Below are 25,257 nucleotides of genomic sequence, written 5' to 3'. Positions count from 1 at the left end.
GGCTTAGCTAAATCTTATAGCAAAGATATTTGTTGTTCTTAAAAAAATTTAAAATCGAGCCGATATGGACTCTTTTTTTTCATTTTCCCAGAATAGTACCGTTAATTAATTATTAATTCTTATTCAATAGGAAACCGACTTTTCGGGTTTCGAAAAGAAATTGTAGAAAGCCTATAATCAGTATGGATTATGGAGGAAACAGGTAAGTAGTATTACCAGAAATCGCCTGGTAAACTAATAGCGCTCTGTACCCCCAAATCATTAATCAGTGTGCTGATTCAGCAGAATCACGAGTTTGTAGTCGACGCTATTCCAGGCCTGCTGGAGAGCCGGGGGAACAGGAACGGGTGAATAAGCAAATTGACCGAGAATCAGATCCATGTCGCCGTCGTTATCAACGTCGGCCTTTTCGAGCGTCAGCGATTTAATAGGTACCATCGTCCGGGCCACGTGCGCTACGAATCGAAATTTCTTCTCGTTTCGGTTTTCCAGGTACATAAAACTCTCGGCGGATAACGTAGTCAGTTCCGGAAAGAACGACGAGATAGCAAAGTCAATGTCGCCGTCCTGGTCAAAGTCATCAGCCTGGAGCCGGGTAGCCCCATAGATGGGATAGAAGAAGGCATCTGTGTACGCCTGATTTTTGTCGCCCAGAAACAGATGCAGGCCGTGGTAGGGTTTCAGACAGTAGGAATAATCGGCATTATCGCCGTGAACGACGGCAATATCATTAATGCCGTCGTGGTTGTAATCCAGCAGAATAAAATCGCTGGTGCCGTATTGAGGTTCAAACTGAAGGACTTTCTTCGAAGAAAATTTGAGATTATCAGTCTGGTAGAAGATGTAGATCGACTCCTGATTCTGGGCAAACAGGGCAACAATATCCTTACGGTTGTCGCCATTCATATCCTTTACGTAGAACTTCACCGCTCCCGGGGAGTTGAACAGAATCGTTTCGGTATAAGTCGAATCGGTACTTTTTTGCTTAGTGTAAAGCGATAGCGAGCCTGATCGATGTCCATAATTTGCGCAAAGTATCTCCGTCTGCCCATCATCGTTCAGGTCGGTGATCATCGAATAGACCGGCCGGTGAATCTGGGTTTTCATAGGTACCAGGTCATCGTTTGCCAGCGAAAACAACGTTCCCGTTGAGAGATCGGAGGGCAATAACGTACCGACATCGGTCAGCAACGACCGGTTTTTCTCGAACTTGATGTCGACAACCGTACCGACCAGATCATAGTTGTGGGTCAGCCCTTTTTTCGAGTTCCAGCGGTAGAGTTTGTCCGGTTCGGCCACCCAAAGCTGCTGCTGAGCAGTGTCATACGCAATAGCCGTAACCGACGAACCGATTTTCTTTCCCAGTGGGACAAAGCTGACAGTAAATTGGTCGAGCGACCGGTCCCGCTCCTGCCGGGCTGAATCCAGGGGGAGACTAGCGGGGGCGTTATCCAGGTAATAACTGACCAGCTTTTGCCAGGCTTTCTCATCAATCACCGGCTCGTCGGGATACAGATGCTGCTCTTTGAGCAAAGCGGCCTCCTGCGGATTCAGGTTGCTGTACGGATCGTATCCCATGTAGGCAACGCCCAGGTAGCGTCCCATAATGGGCAGTACGTTCAGTTGCCAGATGTATTTCGTCAGGCTTTTGGGGTTAGGGGTCAGATGGCAGGAGCCGCAATACTGGTTGGCAAGTTGTTGGCCGTCCTCAACAGAAGCACTGTTGAACGATAAAAACCCAACCAGCACAAACGCCAGTAAAATCAGTTGCTTCCCCCCTTTCGCTTTCATACCCAAATGCCACTGGGTGCGGCCTGGTCGGCAGCGTCGATTGTCACTGCGACCAGGCCGCACCCAGTGGTCTGTTTTACGCTTTATTCTAATACGTTCCTAACCGACTCCTGGTTTGACAGCGACCAGTTATTGTCGAAAAAGCCCGCAGTCAGGACACCGGTTATTCCTTTGGTCAGCATGTCCGTCCGGAAAAGCATGAAATCCGGGAAACCGCTGCCGCCCGCAAAATATTGGTTGGCATCGGCTGCTTTCATACCCGATACCCCCGTTCCCGTGATCACCGCCACCGAAGCCGTCTGGCTGTCCGGGCGGGGCCAGACAAAATACGCCCCCAGATCATTGCCCGAATGGCGCTCGTTGCCAACAACGACCTCACCCCGCCGGACCTGAATTGGGCAGGTTGCCAGCAGAGAGTTCCACGCCCTGTTCGTTGTCGCATTTCCGTAAAGAACAACGCCCCGATCAGCATATTTCTTTGGATCAAACGCTTTGTCGCTAACAATATCAACGGCGCCATTGCCCCGATAGTACCAGGTTTCGGCATCATAGCGGGCTTTGTTCTCGGCCCAGCTGTTTTCGTCCGCCGTGCCGGACGTAGCGTACACGAACACCATCCGGTTGTTGAAGGGTTCTTTGAACGTACCGTTTCGATGTTTACCTTTTTGAGCCGGGGCCGGTTTCGCGCCGATCTCCCATTGAGCGCCCCGTTTCAGATAAACGACTTCGCTAGGGGCTTTCACCGCGTACCGAACGGCGTTCAGGCTGTCGAGCGTAATGGAAATAGTTTCGCCCGGCGCGAAATCGCTGAGTTCAAGCGCCAGATTGCCAACGTTTTCGGTACGTCCCGTAATGGTTCGGCCGGCTTTGCTGCGCGTCAGCTGCACCCGGCTGAATTGCAACGGATGCTGTTGCTGCTCGATTGTTGCCCAGCGCATCGAAGCCGAGATCGCAGGATTTGCCGTTTTGAAATCGATGGTACTGACGGCGCTATCCCGTGGGATTTTGTGCCACCGGAAATAATCGAAGATGGGTTGCCAGTCTACACTATGATCGCCGTACCAGTGCGAGCCACCGGGGTATTCGTAATGCGTAAAGTCGGGATGGAACGTACCGAGCAACTGCCGCATCTGCCGGGCGTACTCGACAGAAACGGTACGATCGGCGTCGCCGTGCAGGATATATACGCCCAGCGGTTTGTAGTTGGACGCCAGCGCCAGTACGTTACTTGGGTTGCTGGCCCGAAGCAGCAGACGCTCCATGTCGGTGCCGCCCGTTTCCGGAATCTTACCGTCGTGGGAGCCATAGGCCGCCAGACTTGGGTAACCCGCGCAGGGTGCAATGGCCGCCCAATTGCCGGGGAACGTAGCGCCCAGGTACCAGGTACCATGGCCTCCCATTGAGTGCCCCGTCAGGTAAATTCGATCGGGATCGGGGGCAAACTGCTTTTTCGCCAGACCAAATACTTCCAGCGCGTCCAGCCGTCCCCAGTCCTCCCAGTTAAAGCCGCGTGGCCGCCGGTTGGTGGGCGTCACCACAACACCCCAGTCTTTGGGTTTGTAGGCCCGTGCCTGGTTGATGGCTTCAACACCGGCGCCGTGTACCGACAGAAAGAGAGCGGGCGCTTTGCCATCTACGTTACGTTGGGGCGCTACCGAGAAATACTGCACACTGCCATCAATGTTGCTGACGAACGTCTGGCTGTACTGCTGCTCGGGTTTTCCAACGGACAGGCTTACTTCACTGGCATCTAGTAGTTTTCCTGCCTGCATCAGTTGCAACTGCACTGAAACTTTCTCCGCCAGCTGAACCGCCGATGGATCCAGCCGAAAACCAACTTTACGCGTTGTCAGAGCGGGGATCGCCGGTACATCAGTCACCAGTGTTTTACCCGCCAGTTGGCTGCGTATCTGGACATTCGTCAGCGGTTTAGCCGACGCATTGATAACAACTACCGCACCCCAGGTGGGCTCAATCGTCTGCCCCGGCACGATGCTGGGCAGCGTTGGGTCTTCGACATTGAGCGCAACGGGCTTATCCGGAAAAATTAATTCGGCCTTGATCCCCTGGTACCGTACCGAGGCCGCCGTGCGTACATACAGTTCATTTTCACCCTTCCGCAGCCGGACTGGAACGTACTGCCAGCCACTCGCATAGGGGTCGCCGAAGTGCGGCACGCCGTTGACGTAGGCCATCGAGTGACCCGTTGCGTGGAGCAGAGCAACCTGCTCGCTGGGAGACTGATACGTCAGATATAGGTAGCCGTTCGCCAGCATCCCCTCTCTAAACTGGCCATTTCCGTTTGCGGTAACCGGCGTCCAGTTCACCTTACTCAGTTCATCTTTGCCAACGGGCTGACCGGATACAGGTTTGGGCAACCCCTTCTGGATCATCTGATAGGCCAGTTGGTCGGTGTACAGCGCTTCGCGCCCGTACTGATGGCAGGGACCGGCTACCAGCCCCTGCGTAAACGGATGGCGCTGCTGCGCCCGGACCTGTAATGTCCAGCACAGCAGCGCCATCAGCCATATGCCTTGTTTTTTCATTCCTGTGTCAGCAAGTAACCGGCTTATTTCGACGCCGTAGCATCCTGCGGCATCTGGTACTGGAAATTCCCGTTGATAGGCGCCCCGAAATAATTGACGTTCAGCAGATCGAGCCGCTTTTTGTGCACATCAAGCCGCTTCATGAAATCGTCGACGTTCTTGCGGTCTTTCGCCGTCCAGCCTACTTCGGCCAGTGCGATGGCCCGGGGCCAGACCATGTATTCGACGTATTCCGGCGTCCGCATGTATTCGGTCCAGACGTTGCCCTGTACACCAATGATGTGCTTGGCTTCTTCGGCACTCAGGCTGTCAGGCGTTGGCTCGTAGGAGTACGATTCTTCAACTGGCGTTAGTCCACCAATAGCAATAGGCTGTCCTTTAGGATCGGTCTGATAATGATCCAGGTAGCAGAAGTTACCCGGTGTCATAATCGCGTCGTGTTTCTGACGGGCAGCCGCAATCCCTCCCTCGGTACCGCGCCAGCTCATCACGGTTGCGTTCGGTGACAGACCGCCTTCCAGAATCTCGTCCCAGCCGATCATCTTACGTCCTTTACCCGTAATGAACTTGTCGATGCGCTGGATGAAATAGCTCTGCAGCTCGTGCTCGTCTTTCAGGCCATTCTTCTTCATCAGATCTTGGCAGAAACGGCTTTCTTTCCACTGCACTTTAGGGCATTCGTCCCCACCGATGTGAATGTACTGGCTGGGGAACAGCTCCATTACTTCCGTTAGTACGTCCTGCAGAAACGTGAATGTTTCTTCGCGGGGAAACAGAACGTCCTCAAACACGCCCCATTTCGTCGCCACCGGAACAATCTTGTCGGGATTACTGCCAAACTGTGGGTAACCGGCCAGGATCGCCATCGAGTGCCCGGGCATTTCAATTTCAGGGATAACCGTCACAAAGTGATCCTGAGCGTATTTGACCACTTCGCGAACTTCGTCCTGGGTGTAGAAACCGCCGTAGGGTTTGCCGTCGTACTTGTTGTCCTTATACCGACCGGCCATCGTTTCTTTCCGCTTGGAACCAATCTGAGTCAGCAGCGGGTATTTCTTGATCTCAATCCGCCAGCCCTGGTCTTCGGTCAGGTGCCAATGAAAGGTGTTCTGCTTGTGCAGGGCAATCAGGTCGATGTATTTCTTGATAAAGCTAACGGGGAAAAAGTGCCGACCCACGTCCAGGTGCAGTCCCCGGTAGGCGTAACGCGGCTGGTCTTCTACCGTGCAGCAGGGCACCGACCAGTCTACGCCCGTAACCGTCGTTGGACTGAAGATTTCGGCCGGCATTAGTTGCAGCAGCGACTGCACCGCGTAGAAAGCTCCCTTGGGTTGGGCAGATGTGATCGTTATCTGCTTGGGCGTTACTTTCAGACCATAGCCTTCAGCCCCCAGCTTTTCGCTTTTCGCCGAGGTGAAATAAATGGACTGACCCGACGCTTTCCCCGTCTTGATTTGTGGGCGCGTACCCGTAGCGGCCGCGATCCGATCAGCGAGTTGCGTCGCTACCCGGCGCAGGTCTGCATTGTCTTTGTCGAGCACCAGAGTTACGTTACTGGCGAGTTTAAAGGTGCCTTTTTGTTCGACTAGTTTGGCGGGTTTAGGCAGAATTGCGTAAGTCGCCGTCTGGGCATGCGCTAGTTGAGCCAGCAGCAACAGACAGCCGAAAATTAGTTTTTTCATGCGTTTATGTAGGGTATCTGGTTTTAGGGTTAAAAGGTACGAGTTAATTTTTAAATTTTTTTAATAATACCCTTTCTACGATGTATTTTGCACTACTTTTGACAGCAGGACCAAACTTATTTGCTATCAACTAGCCATTGACAGCGATTCAGTCTTGTTCTGTTTGAATCGACCCTAAGAGACTTCTCTGCGTTTTATCTATGACTAAATCCGTTTTATCCTTATTTCTGGCCGCTGTCTGTCTGTTTGCGGCCAGCCTGACAGTCCCCGTTTTCGCTCAGAAATCGAAGCTGGTTATTATTGGTTACGTAACAGGTAACGGCTGGACCAAAGAGCAGATTCAGGCTAACAAACTAACGCATATTAATTACGCGTTCGCGGTCCCTTCCGCCGACGGGACGCTGGAGCCTATGAACGCCCGTGACTCGGTGAACATGGCCAATCTGACCTCGCTCCGGTCGGTGAATAAAGACCTGAAAATTCTGTTATCGATTGGCGGCTGGGGTGGTTGCAAGTATTTCTCGGATGCGGCTCTGACCGATGCCTCCCGAAAAAAATTCGCCGATGCCGCTGTTGACCTGTTAAAAAAGCACAAGCTTGACGGCATTGACATTGACTGGGAATATCCGGCACAGGTTGGGGCGGGTAACATTTACCGTCCGGAAGACAAACAGACGTTCACTCTGTTCCTGAAAGCGCTCCGCGACCGGCTCGACGAGCAGGGCAAACAGGACAAACGCCCGGCGTCGAATCATTACCTGCTGACGGCCGCGACGGGTGGCGATACGGCGTTTGTGAACCATACCGAATTGGCCAACGCGCAGAAGTACCTGGATTACGTCAACATCATGACGTATGATCTTTATCACGGCAACGACAAAGTATCGGGACACCACAGTCCGCTGGGTCAGTCGAAAATGGGCGGTCAGTCGCGCACAAACTCGATCTCGGCGGTGGAGGGTCATATCAAAGCGGGCGTTCCGGCGAACAAAATTGTGCTGGGCATTCCCTTCTACGGCCGCGGCTGGACCAATATCGTGAACACCGAAGCCGCTACGAAGGCCAAAGGACTTTATCAGCCATCAACTGGCAAGCACCTCTTTATTGGGTATGATGAACTGGCGGAGAAATACATCAACAAAAACGGCTTTACCCGCTATTGGGATGCCGACGCAAAAGCGCCTTACCTCTGGAATCCAACAACGCGTACGTTCATTTCCTACGCCGACGAAGCGTCGTTTGAGCCCAAGGTGGCTTACGTAAAAGAAAAAGGTTTGGCGGGCGTGATGTTTTGGGAATACATCTACGATTTGAAAGAGCAGCAAAAGCTGTTTAATAAACTCGTCAGCGACGTGCGGAAATAATCAGAATGATTCCCCTTTGCCTGGACGTAATCTTCTAGCAAGGAGTATTCTGACCACCCCGGCCCCCTCCTAAAAGTAGGAGGGGGCCGGGGGGTGGTAACTAGTGGCCAAATAAGCCCTATTTATATCCTCGTGAAGCTCATGTAAGACTAGTTACTATACAACGCCCCCGACCCGGATCGCTACGTAGCAATTCAGGCCGGGGGCGTTTTTCAGGCCAGCAGCGGCTTTATCACTTTACCGTGCACATCGGTCAGGCGGTACCGACGGCCCTGACTTTTGAAGGTCAGTTTTTCGTGATCAAGTCCCATTAGGTGCAGCACCGTCGCCTGAAAATCGTGCACGTGGACGGGGTCTTTCACGACATTATAGCCGAACTCGTCCGTTTCGCCGTACACCAGCCCTTTCTTGACTCCGGCACCAGCCATCCAGATCGAGAAGGCGCGGGGGTGGTGATCCCGACCGTAATTGTCGCGGGTGAGTTTGCCCTGGGAGTAAGCACCCCGGCCGAACTCACCGCCCCAGATTACGAGCGTATCGTCGAGCAGACCGCGCTGCTTCAAATCCATAATCAACGCAGCCGACGGCTGATCGACGCTCTTTGCCTGGGTCTTGATATCCTTCGGCAGGTCGCCGTGCTGATCCCATCCCTGGTGATAGAGCTGCACGAACTTGACGTCTTTCTCGATCAGCTTCCGGGCCAGCAGGCAGTTAGCTGCGAACGTACCGGGCTTCCGGCTTTCGGGGCCGTACAAATCGAAAATGTAGTCAGGTTCCTTCGAGATGTCAAGTGTTTCGGGCACGGAGGTCTGCATTCGGTACGCCATTTCGTACTGCGCCATGCGGTTGTTTATTTCCGGGTCCAGTACGTGTTTGTACTGCTCCTGGTGCAGTTTGGTCAGATAATCCAGCATGCGCCGACGGCTGGTTTTGTCGACGCCCGGCGGATTGTTCAGGTAATAAACCGGGTCCGGCCCCGACCGGAATACGACGCCCTGGTGCACGGAGGACAGGAAACCATTGCTCCAGAGTTTGGCGTAGAGCGGCTGATCGCCGTCGCGTCCTTTGGACAGCAACACCACAAACGCAGGCAGGTTCTGGTTGTCGCTGCCCAGTCCGTAGCTGATCCACGAGCCGAAACTGGGCCGCCCTGCCTGCTGGCTGCCTGTCTGGAAGAATGTAACGGCCGGATCATGGTTGATGGCTTCGGTATGCATCGACCGCACAAAAGTCAGGTCGCTGACGATACGTTGGGTATGCGGCAGGAGTTCGCTCATCCACATCCGCCCCGGCCCGTACTGCGCAAATTTGTAGCGCGATGCCGCCAGCGGAAACCGGCTCTGCCCGGCCGTCATGCCCGTCAGACGCTGCCCTTTCCGCACCGACTCCGGCAAATCCTGTCCCCACATGGTTTCGAGCCGGGGTTTGTAATCGAACAGTTCTAGCTGCGAGGGCGCTCCGCTCTGAAACAGGTAAATAACTCGTTTGACTTTGGGCGGGAAATGAGGTTTCCCCACGGCAGGGTTCTCGTCCAGTGACGAGACTGTTCCGCCAAACAAATTGGATGGATTCAGTAGTGACGCCAGCGCAATCGCGCCCAGGCCAGCACTGGTCTGGCCCAGAAATGTCCGGCGGCTCAACTGATCGTGGATCTGATCCTGAATATCCATAACGCTGCTGTTTAAGCTGACCACGGGCGGCCAGAAATGTCTATCGCTTGATAATGGCTTCGTCAAAATTCATGAGCGTACTGGCGACTACCGTCCAGGCGGCCAGCTCCGTCGGGTCGATCTTTGGGTCGAGTGGGTACTCTCCAACCCGAAGTAGCTCCTGCGCCCGTTTGGGATTCCGCCTGAAATCCGCCAGTTCTTCGCCGTAAAGCTGTTTCATCAACGCAAGTTCCTGCGGACGGGCAGGTCGGCTGATCACAGCTTTGAAGAAATAATTAATTGGTTGCTCCACACTTTGAGACCCCTGCCCAATACCCTTCGCTTTCTGCGCCAGCACCCGAGCGGCTTCTACAAACTGCGGGTCGTTCAGCGTGACCAGCGCCTGTAAGGGTGTACTGGTTTTCTGACGTTTCACAATGCAGGTATGGCGTTCGGCCGCGTCGAAATTGAGCATCATCGGCGGGGGTGAACTCCGTTTCCAGACCGTGTACATCGACCGCCGGTAGAGACTGTCGTTGTGGTTCTGCACGTATTTGACGGCATTCCGCGTAGCCAGAGCCTCCCAGATTCCATCGGGCTGATACGGCCGGACACTTGGCCCCCCAATGTGTCGGTTAATCAACCCACTGGCGACTAGAGCATTGTCGCGCACCTGTTCTGCCGAGAGCCGGTAGCTTGGGCCGCGCGTCAGAAAGATGTTGTCCGGATCGGCCTCGCGTCGCTTTTCCGACACTACCGACGACTGCCGGTACGTAGCGGACATGACGATCAGCTTATGCATGGCTTTCGTATTCCAGCCCGACTCCCGGAATCGTACGGCCAGGTAATCCAGCAGTTCAGGATGGCTCGGCAATGCACCCTGGTTCCCGAAATCGTCGCTATTTTTGGCCAGCCCCTGCCCGAAATACTGCTGCCAGAAACGGTTGACCATCACCCGGCTAAACAATGGATTTTCGGGCGTCAGTAACCAGCGCGCCAGATCGAGTCGATTAAGTTGTCCCTTTTCTTTAGCGGGTAATTGCGGCAAACTATGCAGCACGGCCGGTTGCACCACTTCGCCGGGCGCGTCGTACACACCCCGGTTCAGCAGATGTGTTTGTCGGGGTTGGCTACGTTCGTGCATGATCATGACCTGATTGGCGTTGGTATAGAGCATGAGCTGCTCACCGCGCAGTTTCCTGGCAGCCGTGAAGGCCTGCCGGTACGTCGAATCCTGCGTGCTGACGTAATACTGGTACAAACCGGCTCGTTGCGCAGGGCTACGCGCGGGATTTTGCCGGGCCTCTGTTAGTGCATCAGGCCCTCCTGCCAGCCGGGGCAGTTCAAGGGGAGTCAGGCAGCGGTTGTAGATACGCAGTTCATCGACCGCAAAGTCTTTGTAAAAATAGTCATGCATACGACCAACGTAGAACGGGTGCTGCGCCCAGTGGGTCTTGTCTTTGCCATACACGATGCTGTGTTGCAGGTTGTCCGTGATGATTCGGACTGGCGTCGGCTTCCCGTTCAGGTACAACGTTAGCCCCTTTGCCTGTCCGCTACCGTCGTACGTAAACGCCACCTGAAACCACTGATTAACGGGCACCTTTCCAGCCGACTCAATATCAATTGCGTTCGCTGGCCAGACATGACTTAGCGTAGCTTTCAGACGGCCATCGGCCAGCAGGTCGAGTTGGTAGCCGCGCTGGCCATCCATCGGCCCCGTTGTGCGGCCCAGTAAGGTCGCGGCCGTACCGGATTTCGCCAGTTTAAACCAGCTGCTGATAGTAAATGGTTGGTTTTGCTCAAAGACCGCGAACGTAGACGGCAGGCTGATGTAACTGTCGCCGGGCAGGAAACGCGCTTTACCAAACCGACCCGCTACGCTGTACGGCAGGTTATCCGAATCGCCCCCCAACCAGGCCGGGATGGTGTCATTGACCTGATTCATGAAAGCGTTACGTGGGTCTTTCAGCAGTTCTTCCTTCGATTTCCGTTTGGCAATCTCGTTCTTCTTAGGCTCAGGCTTATCCGATTTTGGCTTCTTCGACTCGGCTAGTTTTTTGGCTGCGTCCTCGCGTTTTCGCTGCTCGTTCTGCGCTTTCACAAAGGCCCGGATGTCACCCCGATCGGCTTCGTCGAAGGTGTAGTGGGCAATAAGTCCCAGGTCGGGGTTGGTAACTGGTTGTTTGTTCAACCACTGACTAAACCGCTGCTGGTAGTCGGGCCGGTTGCTGTTTAGCTGCTGCCGCAACGGCGTCAGTTTCTCCCGGATATACGCCAACTGCGCATCGACCTCGGGGGTTGTCAGCGTTAGCGTGGGTGATGCCTCGCCGTTGTATGGGATCTGCCCCCGCTCGTTGTTGCTGTTGAAGAAGGCGAACAGCGAAAAGTAATCTTTCTGACTGATGGGATCATACTTGTGATCGTGGCAACGGGCGCACTCGGTCGTCAGGCCCAAAAATGCTTTCCCGAACGTATTGACCCGATCGGCGACGTACTCCACCCGGTATTCTTCATCCACAATGCCCCCCTCCTGACTCTGCTGGTGATTGCGGTTGAAGGCCGTGGCGATAAGTTGATTTCGGTTGGGGTTAGGCAGTAAGTCCCCGGCAAGTTGCCAGGTCACAAACCGGCCAAACGACAGGTTGTGGTTGTAGGCTCGAATAACCCAGTCGCGGTAGGGCCAGACCGTTCGCATACCATCGTCCTGGTAGCCGTGGGTATCGGCATAGCGCGCTACGTCGAGCCATTCGGCGGCCTGCCGTTCGCCATAGTGCGGGCTTTTCAGCAGTCGGTTCACTACTTTTTCATAGGCGTCGGGCGAGGTGTCAGCCAAAAACGCGTCAACTTCGGCTGGTGTTGGCGGCAGGCCCGTCAGGTCCAGGCTGACCCGGCGCAGCAAGGTTGCCTTGTCGGCTTCGGGATTGTGGGGCAGTTGGCCCGCTTCCTGTTTAGCCCCCACAAAGCGATCGATGTCGTTACGTACCCACGCATTATCCTTAACCGTCGGTAGTTCGGGGCGCGTTGGTGCAATCAGCGACCAGTGTTGTTTGTACTCCGCCCCCTGCTCAACCCAGCGCAGCAAAATGGCTTTCTCTTCTGAACTCAGACTCAGGTGCGACTCCGGCGTCGGCATCATTACCTCCGGGTCGTTGCTGACGATACGATGGTACAGTTCGCTCCCGGCTAGATCACCCGGCACAATGGCCCGTTTTCCAGACTCGGCCAGGGTTTCGTAAGCACCTTCGGGCGTGTCCAGCCGCAGCCCCGCCTGTTGTTTGGCCTTGTCGGGACCGTGGCAGGCAAAGCACCGATCCGACAGAATAGGTTTGACATGCAGATTGTAGTCGATCTTTTCGGGCAACTTTGCTTCGGCCACCAGAACGTCTTCCGGCTTTTCCACCGACGACTGGCAGGCAGTCAGCCACACCGACGCACCGAATGCCACCACCGCAGCGCTACTCAGTATATGCCTATATCGTATGTCAGACCAGTTAATCATCCCGTTTTGGCTCTCGGCTTCTACCCAAACGCACCCCCTTTTACACCACAAAACACAAATTTAACCATAAAAAAGCCAATATACTTACCAAAAGTTGGCAAATCATCCGCTGACTTACTCGTTTTCTTTCTTCTCTTCTGGCGAAGTCGTTTTTACAAAATCGGCGACCTCCTGTTCGTTAATGCCCCCAATTATAGTAAGCTGTGGACGGGCTTTCTGTAAGGTGGCAATACCTGACGGGGTCACCTTTGTCTGCCACAGGTAAACCGTTTTCAAGCTTTTCAACCCGCTTAACTGAACCAGACCGGCATCGGTAATGGACGTACCGTATAAGTTCAGGTATTCCAGGTTGGTCAGATCGGTCAGGTATTTCAGGCCCGCATCGGTCACCTTCGTTTGTTCCAGATGCAGCTTCTGCAGGTTTTTGAGTTTTCCTATCTGAGCCAGTCCAGCGTCAGACAGGTTGGTTTCGCCCAGTTTAAGCCAGACGATCTGCTCGCCAAGTTTCGTCAGTTCAGCTGCCTGCGCATCCGTAAACGAGCGGACGTTTACGGCACTTACTTCCAGTTGATTTTTTGTTTCGGAGAGCGGCAACACGATCAAGCCCATTTTTTTCAGTTCGGCCACTACGATTGGATTTGCCGCGGGTACGTTCATAGCCAGGACCGGTGAATCTGCCGCAGGTCCGTCTGGCTTGTCGGAAGCCGTATTTGGTACGGTTTGCCTCGTTTCCAGCGACGCCAGCGCCGGACGTACCGTCTCGCTAACCGTCAACTCGGCCACTTTTTTGGTAAACGGTGCACCCTCATCAATCCACCAGGTCAGCAAGGCCAGTTGACTGTCGGTTAGCTGGGACTTTCCTTTGGGTGGCATGTGGTGTTTGTCGTCTTCGGGCAACAGACACACTTTTATTAGTGTACTTCGTGCCCCGCTGCCAGCAACCAGAACGGGTCCTTCTTTTGCTCCTTTCGTAATCTGCTCGGGATTATCCAGACGTAAACCGCCCTTCGACTTGTCGGCGTTGTGGCACTGCACGCACCGGCTTTGCAGAATCGGGCTGATGATCTGTTCGTACACCATCGCCTGATTCACATCGGTAATCGGTTTGGCCGGTGTTACTGACTCGGCAGGCGACAGACCAGCCAATTGTCGGATAGGATCAGGGGCATATTGCGTCAGGTAGTCAGAACCGTGGGTGAGGTTCCCGCCCTGATGCCCAGCCGCGAGCAGCAGCACGATCGCAACACTTAGTATGGGCAGATACAGCCGCTTTACGACGGGGAGCTTCTGTCCCAGGTTCTCCCGTTTGACGGCCCAGGCCAGCCAGGCAAAGACGGCCACACCAATCCCCAGCCATTGATGACTCACCAGCGTGTCGGCCTCGTACTCACCACCCAGCGATAGCAGATAGCCCAGCACGCAGGCTAGTGTCGCACTAACCGCCGACCAGAAAAGAATCAGGGTAATCGTGTGTGAACTAACGGTATTGCGACGCGTGATCCGGTCGAGTTCGAGCAGGCCAGCGATTAGGAGAAAGCCAATGGGCAGGTGAACAACCAGCGGATGAAAATGCCCCAAAAACAGCATCCAGTCGGCGGGTTGTACGGGTTCGGCTAATAAGCAGATTGATCCATTCATGCCTGATCCGCTTAGCCAACCCGTTCCAGTTTGACGGGGTACGTTTTTTTCGAACTCCACTGCGCTACGTACAGGTTTTCGTCTTCATCCACCAGCACATCGTGCGGGTGCAGAAAAGGCGAACCTGCCAGTTCTTTGCGTTGCTCCATGAGTTTTCCCGCCTGATAGACTGGCTCGGAGCCGCCGGGCGTGGAAACGACCTTATCATTCTTATCCAGAATCTGCACGTACCCCGACTCGGCGTACTGTTCGGACGTACTCCGGTAAACCGCTCCGTATAAGTGATCGCCATGAATGACCGGCCGGCAGATGAACGAACCCGGCAGGGCAATGGTCGACAGATATTTTCCGTCGAGGGTGAAGCGTTTGAGGGCATTCCGTCGCCGGTCGGTGATGATCAGCGTGGGCGTTGCCTGCCGTCGGTCGACAACGATCCCGTGACAGCAATCGAAGTTGGCGTCGCCCTGCCCACCACCCCCAAACTGACGGATGAGTTTACCGCTGCTGTCGTACTGCGTAACGTAATTCAGGCCGTATCCATCAACCACATAGATGTCACCGTTAGCCGGATTGATGGCCGATTCGGTTGGTTTGAACTGCGTTGGATAGGCATACGTACCCGTTTCGCGCGGGTAATCAATCTTCATCAGCTCCCGCCCGTTGAGGTCCGTTTTGATCACCTGATGCCGGTCGGTATCGCAGATGATTAAGTATTGCTCATTCCCTTCTCCACCAATGGTCAGTCCATGCCCGCCAGGGTAATCGTGTCCCCAGGTACCGAGCAGCTTGCCCGATTTATCGTACATCAGCACGTTATTTTTTGTCTCGTTGGTCAGCAGAATGATCCGACCTTTGGCGTCCTGCACCATCTCGTGGCAGTCGTTGACCGGATTTTTTCCCGCATCCAGAACGCCCCAGCCCGGCACCACCCGATACCGGAAGCCATTATGCCCAAGAATAACCGGTTCGTTTTTTCGGGGTTCTGCACGTGCCGGTAACCAGGCAGACGCGCTGCTGCCAGCCACCGTCGCCAACACGGTTTGCCGGATGAAATCACGACGGGATGAAAAAGCCATACAGATACTGACCGTTGTCGTTTCTTGACTACAGTCAATATCTAAAGCATACGGTACGCCTTCTATACTGAACGGCCCAATAGCGTACACTTATCTAATCTGATGACAGCTTCATGCATAAGCCAGGTAGTAATTCTTTGCGCCAAGATCAGTAAAATCCAGCCCTTTCCGCCTGTTATACGCATTGCCTTCAGACCCTGAATCAATCCACTGCATGACGCTGTTACGTCTTCTCTTTTTGATAAGTACGCTACTGGTTCACACCACCATTCTGGCGCAAAAAGCCACCCGCGTTACGTCCAAAGCCAGTACGAAACCAACGTCAAATTATTGGTGGAAACAAAACAACCTGCGAGTGATTCAAACCAATCTTCCTGCCTACGAAGCCGCGACGCTTAACCCCGACTCGTTGGTAAAAGACCTGCTGGCCTGTTCGGCCAATACGTTGCTGATCAACGCGGGCGGCATCATGGCGTTTTACCCGACGCAACTCGATTTCCACTACACGAACCCCTACATGAAAACCAACATGCTGGGCGAAGTCGTCGAGAAGTGCCACCAGCACGGCATCCGGGTTATGGTACGGTTTGATTTCAGTCGGGTCCATGAAAGCATTTTCAAGGCCCACCCGGACTGGTGTTACATATCACCGAAAGGCGAGCGAATCATTAACACGGATATGTACGTCGTATCCATCAACGCGCCCTACGTGCAGGACAAGGCGTTTCGGATCATCGAGGAAGTTATCGACCGCTACCCCATCGACGGTGTTTTCCTGAATATGCCGGGCTATCAGGTCAATAACCCCTATGAGGGAAAGTACCACGGCATCGACCAGAACGAGTACGACAAAAAGCGCTTTGCGGATTATAGCAAGAGCATGAAACTACCAACGGAGGAAAACAAAGCTGACCCGGTTTTCCAGACGTACCAGGCGTTCAAGAAATTTACGACCGACGACTGGACCAAACGGCTCCACACGCTTATTAAATCGAAGAATGAGCAGATTGCGCTCTGCACGTACATGGATCAATACGTCGACATTATTCGCCACGAGTCGCAGACGAACAGCCTGCCCTATTGGCCCTACTCGGCGTCCGACAACGTGAACAATGCGGTTCATTCCTACCCGGACCACATCATCAGCAACAGCAGCATTCAGCAGATTTCGTTTCAGTCGCGCTACAACGCGGTCGAACCGGAAGAAGTAGCGATCCGGCTGTATGAGAACATTGCCAACGGTTCGGGTCTCGACATCAGCATGATGGGCGATATGCGGGGTTACGAGGACGAACGGAATTTCGGCATCATCAAACGGATTTATGCGCACCATAAGAAGTTCGAGCCCTACTTCGGTAATTATACCTCGGTTGCCAAAATCGCCATTGTTGCACCGGGTTCCTGGCCGAGTGGCGCACCCATGCAGGAATATCGGGGGATTCAGCTGATGCTGAAGGAAGCCCACCTGGCGTTCGATATTATCGAGGATTCGCAGTTGGACAAACAGGCCGAAAAGCTCAAGCAGTACCAACTTCTGATTCTGCCGGACATTACGTACCTCAACCCCGCGTCGATGCAGGCGTTACGTAATGCCTCCCAGCAGGGCACGAACCTGATTGCCACGAACACGACAATGTTCGATAATGCAGCGAGTTTGATGGACTTGTTCGGCGCTAAAATCGTGAACCGTGACCACGAAGGCAGCGGTTTCTACCTCCGACCCGATAATAAGGAACTGTTCAAACGCCTGCCCGGCCAGACAATGCTGTTCTGGAAGTTTAACCTGGGATTATACGATCTAAGTGGAGCTGACGCCCGATTCCTACCCATTCTCGCGAAAGGACGCCCCGGACCACCGGAAATTATTGGCGGGCATGATCCGACGGGTTACTACGGTATGGCGACGAAGAAATATGGGCGTAGCACGAACGTCATTTTACCCATTAACCTCGGTCGGCTGTATTATATGCACGGTTATCAGGAACACAAAAACGTGCTGCTTGACGCTATCGATCGTGTTTTTCCTGACGCCAGTCAGTTGCTGCAAACTAACGCGCCGGAGCGGGTTGAAGTGATTGTGCAGCAGTACGGCCGGAACGAACGACAAAACCCATCCCGAAAAACTGATGATGGTCTGATCGTGCATCTGGTTAACCTGACGGGTTTCAGCGGTAATACGTATTTCAAGCCCCTGCCCATTTACAACCTTACCTTCCGCGTCAAAGCTGATAAGAAACCAGCCTCGCTCCTGTCGATGGCAACCGATAAAGCCGTGCCGTTTACCTGGCAGGATGGCTACGTCAATTTTACGCTGGATAAACTCGAGCAATTTGATGGCATTCTGATTAACAACTAATGGGTTGATTCAGGAAAGACAACTTTCCTGAATCAACCCATTAGCTTAGTACATCTGGTAGTTTAACTCCAGGTCCGGTCCCAGGATTCGACTTTGTTCCAGCTGTCGGACGGGGCGAAATACTGCTCGTCTTTCATCATGTGCTGTTTGGCCACGGCTTCGTTTAGTTCGACGCCCAGGCCTGGTTTATCCGGCACCCGGATGAACCCCTGATTTACGATGGGTTTCTCAATACCCGTTACCAGATCCTCCCAGAAAGGCACGTCGACGCCGTGGTGTTCCAGCGCGACAAAGTTCTGAGTAGCGGCCGCACAGTGCACGTTAGCCATCATCGAAATGGGCGATCCAGCAAAGTGCATCGCCATCGGTATGCCTTTTTCTTCGGCATAATCACCAATCTTTTTGGTTTCCAGAATCCCCCCCGACGATGCCAGATCGGGCTGGATCAGGTCGACGGCTTTCGCATCGACGAGTTTGATAAACTCTTCTTTCAGGTAAATATCTTCGCCCGTCAGCGTTGGGGTTTCGATCGCTTCGGTAATCTGCCGCCACTGATCGTGATAGAACCAGGGCACCATATCTTCTAGCCAGGCCAGTTGGTACCGCTCCAGTCTCTTGCCCAGCCGGATTGCCGTATTGACGTCGAAATGACCGAAATGGTCGGCCGCCAGCGGCATGTCATACCCAATAGCGTTTCGTACCTTCTCGACGTAATCAGCCAGAATATCCAGCCCCTTGTCGGTCACCTGCACCCGCGTAAACGGGTGTTTGGTCATGCTATAGCTACCTACCTGCCGGGGTCCGACAGGGGCATTTCCGAACTGTCGTTTTACGTCCCAGACTCCCGCACCGATCAGCGTACCGGGCGTATCGGCTAGGAGTTCGATACCAAAATCCATTTTCAGGAACGTAAAGCCTTTATCGATCCGCTCGGCTTTCATCTTCTTGGCAAAAGCCGTTGGGTCTTTTTCTTCGGGCGTATCGGCGTATAGCCGCACTTCGTCGCGGTACTTCCCGCCCAGCATCTGATAGACCGGCACCCCGTAGGCTTTTCCGGCCAGATCCCAAAGCGCCATTTCGACGCCACAAACCCCGCCCGCAGCCCGACCATGCTGGCCGAATTCTTTGATGATCTTGAACAACTGTTCGACGTTGCAGGGGTTTTTGCCCAGAATCCGGCTTTTCAGGAAGAGCGCGTATTTGGCGCTGGCTCCATCGCGCACCTCGCCGTAGCCCGAAATACCCTGGTTGGTATCAATCCGGATGATGGGACTCGTAAACGGCACCCCCGTCAGCACAGCCACCCGCATATCAGTGATTCTCAATTCCGACGGTTTGGAACTGCGGTTTACTTTCTGGCTGATATACTCCATCTCAGCCTGCTTGTCGTGGTCGAACAACAGGCCAAGCGACAGGCCGCCCAACGCCGATTTCTTCAGGAATCCCCGGCGATCATCGGCCCGTTGGAGTTCGGGATTGGCGGGTTGTGGAACCGGAACGGCGGGTTCCGGGCGCTTATAGGCAAAACGGTCAAGGATATTTTTCATGGGGTAATAGGAAGATTAAAGAGTTGCTAACCGACTAAAGTGCCGTGATACGCTTTTCGAGTTCCTGCGCCGACATTTTCACTTTTTCTGGGTGCGACTTGAGCCAGCCCCGGAACGTAGTAATGATAGCGGCACTCCATTTCATATCAATTTCGCCGGGGGTGTACTTACCTTCCCGCAGCATCTGATGCCCAAAATCATCCTGCAGGGCTACCCACTCTGCGCTGGTAATTACTTTCTCGGCCAGGTGCGCCGGAATGAAAATGACCCCTTCTTTCTTGCCCAGCACCAGGTCGCCGGGGAGAACCGTCGAGCGACCGATCCGGATGGGGCAGTTAATACCCGTCATGATCATTTCCTTGATGTAGGATGGATCGACACCGCGCACGTAGCCCACGAAGCCGTCGATTTCTTCGAGACCTTCGAGATCGCGCACCCCACCGTCGAACACCACTCCCGTTTTGGATTTAGCGAAAATGGAATTACCCAGGTTATCGCCGATCAGCGTACCGTCGATGATCTTCCCGAAGCCATCTGCTACGTACACATCGTTGGTTTGCAGTACGTCAATGGGCCAGGAGTTGGGCGAACCCGACCGTTTTTCTGCTTTCCCTTTCTCCTTGATGGGTTTCTCCATATCGGGGCGCGACGGCATGTACTGCGCCGTCACAACGCGGCCAGCCAGCACCTTATCGGGGTGGATAACCTGCCAGCCTGCTTCGAACTGGTTGTTGTAGCCTTCGTTTTTCATGACTCCCCAGGCCTCTTCGATGGATATGTTTTTGAGCCGCTCCACCAGATCATCCGACACTTTCGGCCGGCCGTCGGGGTAGCGTTCGCCTTTCCACTCCTGCGAGTAAGCCATGATGGCTTCTTTGCTAGCGCCAATCTGTTGCGCCTGCGTCTGTGCGCACAAACCAATCAGCGCAGCCGCGATGAATAAGGAACCCTTCATATAGAAATGTGTAAGGTTGTAGGAATATATTTCTCTTAGTAAGACACCGTAGCTCACCAAACTACTGTTTATCCCACCAGACACGGGTATCCAGATTATCAGGACCTTGCCGAGACACGACCGTATTTAGGTTTGCCTGGTTAACCGAAATCTCCGCGTCTGGATAGCTGAGCCGGTTGATGAAATTTCCTTTGATTTCTTTTCCAGGATACGGGTTTGGCTTCAGCGTCGGATAGCCGCTCCGGCGGAAATTGGCAAATAACTCAGGACCATTCAGCAGCGACGCTACCCAGTATTGCGTATTGATCTGTTCGAGCCCTCTGGCCGCTACGTAGGGGTTTTTCTGTAAATAAGCCGTAATGTTAGCCGCCGATACCAGCGACGTCGCATCATAGTCTCCCAGTTGCTGCATATGAGCGGTTACACCGGCATTGTAATAGTCGGCCGCATTTCCCGTAGTCCAGCCGCGCTGTGCGGCTTCGGCCAGTAGCAGTTGCGTCTGGGCGTAGGTTAACAGATAACAGGGCACGTCGAATCGCCCCAGCCGGGTCCGATCCAGTTGCGAGTAGTCGTAAAAACTGGCTAGTCCATCGGCAGAGGCCCGGGCGGGTATACTACCATTGTCGTAGCCCAACGGCATCCCGATCTGGACGGCCGCCGTTCGGTTAGCCCGGGCAGCCGTTTGCTCAACGCCACTTCTGGCCCCTACGTACCGGACAGCAATCGACGCCAGCCGTGGATCTTCGGTTGATTTCAGATAATCAACAAATGCCCCCGTCAGGTAGTAGTTGGCTGCTTCGGTAGCGTTAAGGGTCGTACCAACACTGTTCTGGTAATTGGCATTGTTCCGCACAGCACAGTTATCCGCGTTTGACTGCATCAACCCACCGGCCACGGCTTTCTGTACGGTCGACTGCGCCAGGGTTGGATTTACTTTCGACAAGCGCATACCGGCCCGCAGCAGCAGCGAGTTACCCAGTCGTTTCCAGCGATCAATGTTACCGCTATACATTACTTCACCGGCTTCGGTTGGCTTTGTCGCATCCAGCGCTGCAGTGGCTTCGGTCAACTCCTTCAGAATGTCGGTGTAGATCGCTTCCTGCGCGTCGTATTTTGGCGTGATGTTGCTCCCCAGAAAACCCATACCGGCTTCGGTGTACGGAACATCGCCGTACGTATCTGTCAGCACCATGAACGCATAGGCTTTCCAGATTCGCATCATGTTGTAGAGGTTGCTGCGGCTGGCATCGCTTTTTGTTTTATCCAGTCCGTCAACCAGATACCGGATAACGTCCCGGTAGTACCGCTGCCACAGCGCTGCGTTTGCCCCAGCCGATCCGCGGTTATCAATGTTGTAGTTACCTCCGGCTATAATTCCCGAGTTTGGACTGAACATTTGCTGAACAATGGGCTCCTCAAAAATCAGAATAGACGCCGGAAAAGACGTATTGATAATGGCGTTATTAAACGTAAAGACTGGATTCAACGCCGTAGCCGCCGTTGGGTTAACGTTTAGCTGATCGAATCCTTTCTCGCAGCCACTCAAACCAATGAGCAGCGCGCAGAAGGGGGTCAGAAGATGTATCTTTTTCATAAGTCAGGACAGAGTTTCGATTAAAAGCGAACGTTCAAATTGAAGCCAACGCTCCGTGTAATGGGTAGGCCGGTTGATTCAAGACCAATTAGATTGTCGGAACTGAAGCCAAACTGTTCAGGATCGATGTTGGGCACCCATTTTTTCAGGACAGCAACATTGTTAGCTACGGCGCTGACCCGGATCCCTTTGATGAAGAGGGATTTGGGAAGGAATTTTGTAAAATCATAGCCCAGACTGATTTGCCGTAGTTTCCAGAAGCCAGCGTCATAGATTACCTGTTCGCCCAGACTCTTGGAGCGTCCTACCGAGTAGTAATCCTGTACAAAAGCCCGGACCGTGTTGGCTTCACCATTCTGGTTCACCCCGGCTCCGACCATTTTATTGTCGGGATCACCCCGGCCAACCAGCGTCTCTTTCTGCAGCCCGTGCCGGAACAAATTCAGGTTTGTTCCCGAAATCATTTTACCGCCGAGTTTGAAGTCTACCAGTACCGATAGGTTGATGCCTTTATAAGCAAAGCTGTTCGTGATGCCACCCAGAAATTTCGGCAGGGCTGATCCCAGCGAAATTGGTGACGGCGTACGCAGGGGCAGCCCGTCACCGCCGTGTACAATACGTCCCTGTGCGTCACGCTGGTAACCATACGTGTACAACTGCCCCAGCGGCTGTCCGACAACCTGGCGCAGTTCGCCCACGTAAATACCGGTGCCCACCACAATCTGCTCGCCCGGTGTTTCGGTGAGCAGCCGCAGCAGTTTTGTCTGGTTGTAGGAGCCATTCAACGTAATATCCCAGGAGAAATCCTTTGTCCGAACGGGAACCAGGTTAAGCAGAACTTCTACCCCTCGGTTTCGACTGGCGCCGTTGTTGATGAGCGTGCTGGTATAGCCAGATGCATCGGAGGTTTGCGCGGCTACAATTTGATCGCTCGTGATTTTGTTGTAGAACGCCAGATCCAGACCAACCCGGCTATCGAACAGCTTCATTTCCAGCCCAACCTCGGTTTCAGCCGTCCGGCTTGGTTTCAGGTTGGCATTTGGAACGGTATTGGACGTAATGGTGCCAACCGGCTGGTTCAGACCAGCGGAGTTAGGAAACAGATTGGCGGCAACGGCATAGAATAGATTGTTCGAGTAAGGCGCTACGTCACCATCGCTGCCTACTTCGGCATAAGCTGCCCGCAGCTTACCAAAATTCAGCCAGCGGGGTAACGACGAAAACGCCTGGGAGAATACAAAGCTTCCTGTTACTGATGGATACAAAATGCTGCGATTTCCGGGCGCAAGCGTAGAGAACCAGTCGTTACGCACCGTGGCGTTCAAATACAAAAAGTCCTGGTAAGAAAACTCAGCCGCGCCATACAACGAATTGACTTTTCGCTCACTTAATCCATAAAGGGGATCCTTGACGCGGCCATTTTGCGGTACGTACAGTCCCCGCACAATGAAATCGGTCACCAGTACACTGTTCAGATCACTCCGGCGATACAGTTGGTTGCCCCCCACGGTCAGGTCAACACCAATTGGCCCGAACTTCCGATTAGCACCGATCAGGAAGTCGGTGTTCAACTCCCGGAACCGACGGGCTTCCTGTACGTAGTTCCCATTAACAAACCCGGCTGGAGCAGCGGCCAGGGATGCCTGGCCCGTTGGGAAGTTGTAGTCCTGATCGCGCGCCCAGAAATCCTGCCCAACGCGCACCTGGCCATACAACCAGTCTGTTACGTTATAGCGGGCGGCAAGATTGCCGAAGAGCCGGTCGCGACGAATATTTTCAAATTTATTATTCAGCACGAAGTATGGGTTCGTCCGGTTCTGGAAGCGGGAATACACGTACTCATTGCCCGTGGCCGGATTAATCTGATTGGCGTTCAGTACTTCCAGCGGCAAGGAGTTGGCCAGCGTGTATAATACGGTCGGAATGCTGTTATCCTGCTGACCGATCTGGGGTGGATTTTTATTATTCTCGTTCGAGTAATTGATTGTCCCCGTTACCGTGAGCTGGGGCGACAGGTTATAACTGAATCCCAGGTTGATCGTCTTCCGGTTAAACGTATTGTTGGGCGTAATACCCTTGTTATCCGTATTGGATACCGACAGGTTGAAACCTCCTTTATCGCTACCGGACGAGACAGCGATTGAGTTGGTCCAGGTCGAGCCTTCCCGGTAAAATTTATTAATCCGGTTGCGAATCGGCTCGTAGGGCAGCACTAGCCCATTAAAAAGAACCTGTGTCTGTCCCGCAAACCGCTCTCCGAAACTCCATACGCCCGATGTTGGGTTGGGTGCCGTTGGCCGAACGCCGTATTCTCCCTGTCCGTAGTCATACTGAAAGTCTGTATAATCCAGCGCGTGATCGGTCGTAAAGTTTGTATTGTACGTTACACCGATCCCCTGACCACTCCCTTTTGTTTTGGTCGTGATCATGATTACTCCATCCTTCGCCCGAGAGCCGTACAAAGCAGCTGCCGTGCCGCCTTTCAGTACGGTCATTCCTTCAATATCATCCGGGTTGATGGACGAAAGACCATCACCCCCATCCGAGTAATTGGCCCCACGGTTGGCGATCGAGTTGTCACTACCTGTATTGCCGTTATTCTGCCCGAAATTGGTATTGTCTACTGGTACTCCGTTGATGACAATCAGTGGACTGTTCTGTCCGGAAAATGACGACTGTCCCCGAATCCGGATTTTACTGGTACCCGCAGCACCTGTACCAAGGTTGCTGATGTTTACCCCGGCAATCTTGCCCTGCAGGGCGTTCATAAAATTGACGGTACGGTTGGTCGTAATTTGCTCAGGACTGACTACGGCGGTTGCATAGCCGAGTCGCTTCGCTTCTTTTTTGATCCCCAGCGCCGTTACAACTACTTCATTCAGGCTCTGATCAGCTTCCGTCATGGATACGGTCAGCTGCGTCTGATTGCCTACTGCTACTTCCTGTCGCTCGAAACCAATCGCACTGAAAATCAGTACGCCGTCATCCGGTGCAGTAATTGAAAACTTTCCTGTCGCATCGGTAGTGGTGCCCGTCTGACTATTTTTCACTAGAATCGTTACGCCCGGAACAGGTGCTCCGGATCGATCTATTACTCGGCCGGTAATGGTGACTGGGGGTAACGGCTGCTCTGTGGACAACGAATTGACCTCCGCCTTCAAATTTATTTTTCGAAGCACAATCCGGGAGCTAACTTCCTCATACGTCACACCGATGGGCGTCAGCAATTCGTTAAGAATAGCAGACAACTTCTGATTCTCGGCCCGTAGTGATACCTTTCTCGATGGCTGAATAGTTTGTAGACTGTAGACAAACCGCACGTTCGCCTGTTTTTCAATCTGCGACAGGGCATTTTTCACATCCACCGATTCCAGCTTAATGGACAGCGTTCGGTTCAGGATTTCCTGGGCATGGGTGGGGCGGGCCCGTACGATGCTGCTGCCAGCACCCAGCAGCAGTGCGCACGTAACGCACAGACAAAGTACATTCCGCCAGGGGAATCGTACGTAGAACTTAATTTTCATATAGGTACAAGGGTTTAAGAGTACGCAATGGCA

13 protein-coding genes are annotated in these 25,257 nt (G+C 53.6%); 2 read left to right on the top strand and 11 right to left on the bottom strand.

Features of this window, described 5'->3' with window-relative positions:
- Positions 1 to 261: 261 nt before the first annotated feature.
- From HU175_RS05605 to HU175_RS05595, 3 genes are all read right to left on the bottom strand, one after another.
- Positions 262 to 1,791, bottom strand: a complete 1,530-nt coding sequence (locus HU175_RS05605) for an FG-GAP repeat domain-containing protein (RefSeq protein WP_176565651.1) — start codon at positions 1,789 to 1,791, stop codon at positions 262 to 264.
- 83 nt (positions 1,792 to 1,874) lie between these two features.
- Entirely contained in the window at positions 1,875 to 4,337 is a 2,463-nt protein-coding gene (locus tag HU175_RS05600; RefSeq protein ID WP_176565650.1) for an alpha/beta hydrolase-fold protein, read from the bottom strand.
- Between the two features lie 23 nt (positions 4,338 to 4,360).
- The gene (locus HU175_RS05595; protein ID WP_176565649.1) at positions 4,361 to 6,019 is read right to left on the bottom strand and encodes a beta-N-acetylhexosaminidase; all 1,659 of its coding nucleotides are present in this window, start codon (positions 6,017 to 6,019) and stop codon (positions 4,361 to 4,363) included.
- A 200-nt stretch (positions 6,020 to 6,219) separates the two neighbouring features.
- On the opposite strand from HU175_RS05595, the gene HU175_RS05590 reads away from it, so the two are divergent.
- Positions 6,220 to 7,383: a glycoside hydrolase family 18 protein gene (locus tag HU175_RS05590; RefSeq protein WP_176565648.1), complete on the top strand. Its 1,164-nt coding sequence runs from the start codon at positions 6,220 to 6,222 to the stop codon at positions 7,381 to 7,383.
- A 212-nt stretch (positions 7,384 to 7,595) separates the two neighbouring features.
- On the opposite strand, the gene HU175_RS05585 is transcribed toward HU175_RS05590, so the two are convergent.
- The 4 genes from HU175_RS05585 to HU175_RS05570 all read right to left on the bottom strand — a co-directional run bounded on the left by HU175_RS05585 (position 7,596) and on the right by HU175_RS05570 (position 15,248).
- On the bottom strand, positions 7,596 to 9,053 hold the full coding sequence (locus tag HU175_RS05585; protein WP_176565647.1) for a DUF1501 domain-containing protein: 1,458 nt from the start codon (positions 9,051 to 9,053) through the stop codon (positions 7,596 to 7,598).
- 40 nt (positions 9,054 to 9,093) lie between these two features.
- On the bottom strand, positions 9,094 to 12,534 hold the full coding sequence (locus tag HU175_RS05580; RefSeq protein WP_176565646.1) for a DUF1553 domain-containing protein: 3,441 nt from the start codon (positions 12,532 to 12,534) through the stop codon (positions 9,094 to 9,096).
- A 114-nt stretch (positions 12,535 to 12,648) separates the two neighbouring features.
- On the bottom strand, positions 12,649 to 14,172 hold the full coding sequence (locus tag HU175_RS05575) for a c-type cytochrome domain-containing protein (protein WP_176565645.1): 1,524 nt from the start codon (positions 14,170 to 14,172) through the stop codon (positions 12,649 to 12,651).
- Between the two features lie 11 nt (positions 14,173 to 14,183).
- Positions 14,184 to 15,248: a 6-bladed beta-propeller gene (locus HU175_RS05570; protein WP_176565644.1), complete on the bottom strand. Its 1,065-nt coding sequence runs from the start codon at positions 15,246 to 15,248 to the stop codon at positions 14,184 to 14,186.
- Positions 15,249 to 15,462: 214 nt separating this feature from the next.
- Between HU175_RS05570 and HU175_RS05565 the strand changes: the two genes are divergently transcribed.
- On the top strand, positions 15,463 to 17,604 hold the full coding sequence (locus tag HU175_RS05565; protein WP_176565643.1) for an alpha-amylase family protein: 2,142 nt from the start codon (positions 15,463 to 15,465) through the stop codon (positions 17,602 to 17,604).
- A gap of 62 nt (positions 17,605 to 17,666) precedes the next feature.
- Here HU175_RS05565 and HU175_RS05560 read toward each other — a convergent pair whose 3' ends face one another.
- From HU175_RS05560 to HU175_RS05545, 4 genes are all read right to left on the bottom strand, one after another.
- Positions 17,667 to 19,151 (bottom strand): mandelate racemase/muconate lactonizing enzyme family protein, encoded by a 1,485-nt coding sequence (locus HU175_RS05560; RefSeq protein WP_176565642.1) that lies wholly within the window; start codon positions 19,149 to 19,151, stop codon positions 17,667 to 17,669.
- Positions 19,152 to 19,185: 34 nt separating this feature from the next.
- Positions 19,186 to 20,106, bottom strand: coding sequence for an RraA family protein (locus HU175_RS05555; protein WP_176565641.1), 921 nt, complete (start codon positions 20,104 to 20,106; stop codon positions 19,186 to 19,188).
- 61 nt (positions 20,107 to 20,167) lie between these two features.
- Positions 20,168 to 21,700 carry a SusD/RagB family nutrient-binding outer membrane lipoprotein gene (locus HU175_RS05550; RefSeq protein WP_176565640.1) on the bottom strand — a complete coding sequence of 511 codons (1,533 nt, stop codon included), beginning with the start codon at positions 21,698 to 21,700 and terminating at the stop codon, positions 20,168 to 20,170.
- 20 nt (positions 21,701 to 21,720) lie between these two features.
- Positions 21,721 to 25,224 carry a SusC/RagA family TonB-linked outer membrane protein gene (locus HU175_RS05545; protein ID WP_228724333.1) on the bottom strand — a complete coding sequence of 1,168 codons (3,504 nt, stop codon included), beginning with the start codon at positions 25,222 to 25,224 and terminating at the stop codon, positions 21,721 to 21,723.
- Positions 25,225 to 25,257 lie beyond the last annotated feature (33 nt).

It is taken from the genome of Spirosoma sp. KUDC1026 (assembly GCF_013375035.1).
GTDB lineage: Bacteria > Bacteroidota > Bacteroidia > Cytophagales > Spirosomataceae > Spirosoma.
Note: the sequence above shows the minus strand (reverse complement) of the source record. Positions and strands in the feature narration are given on the sequence as shown.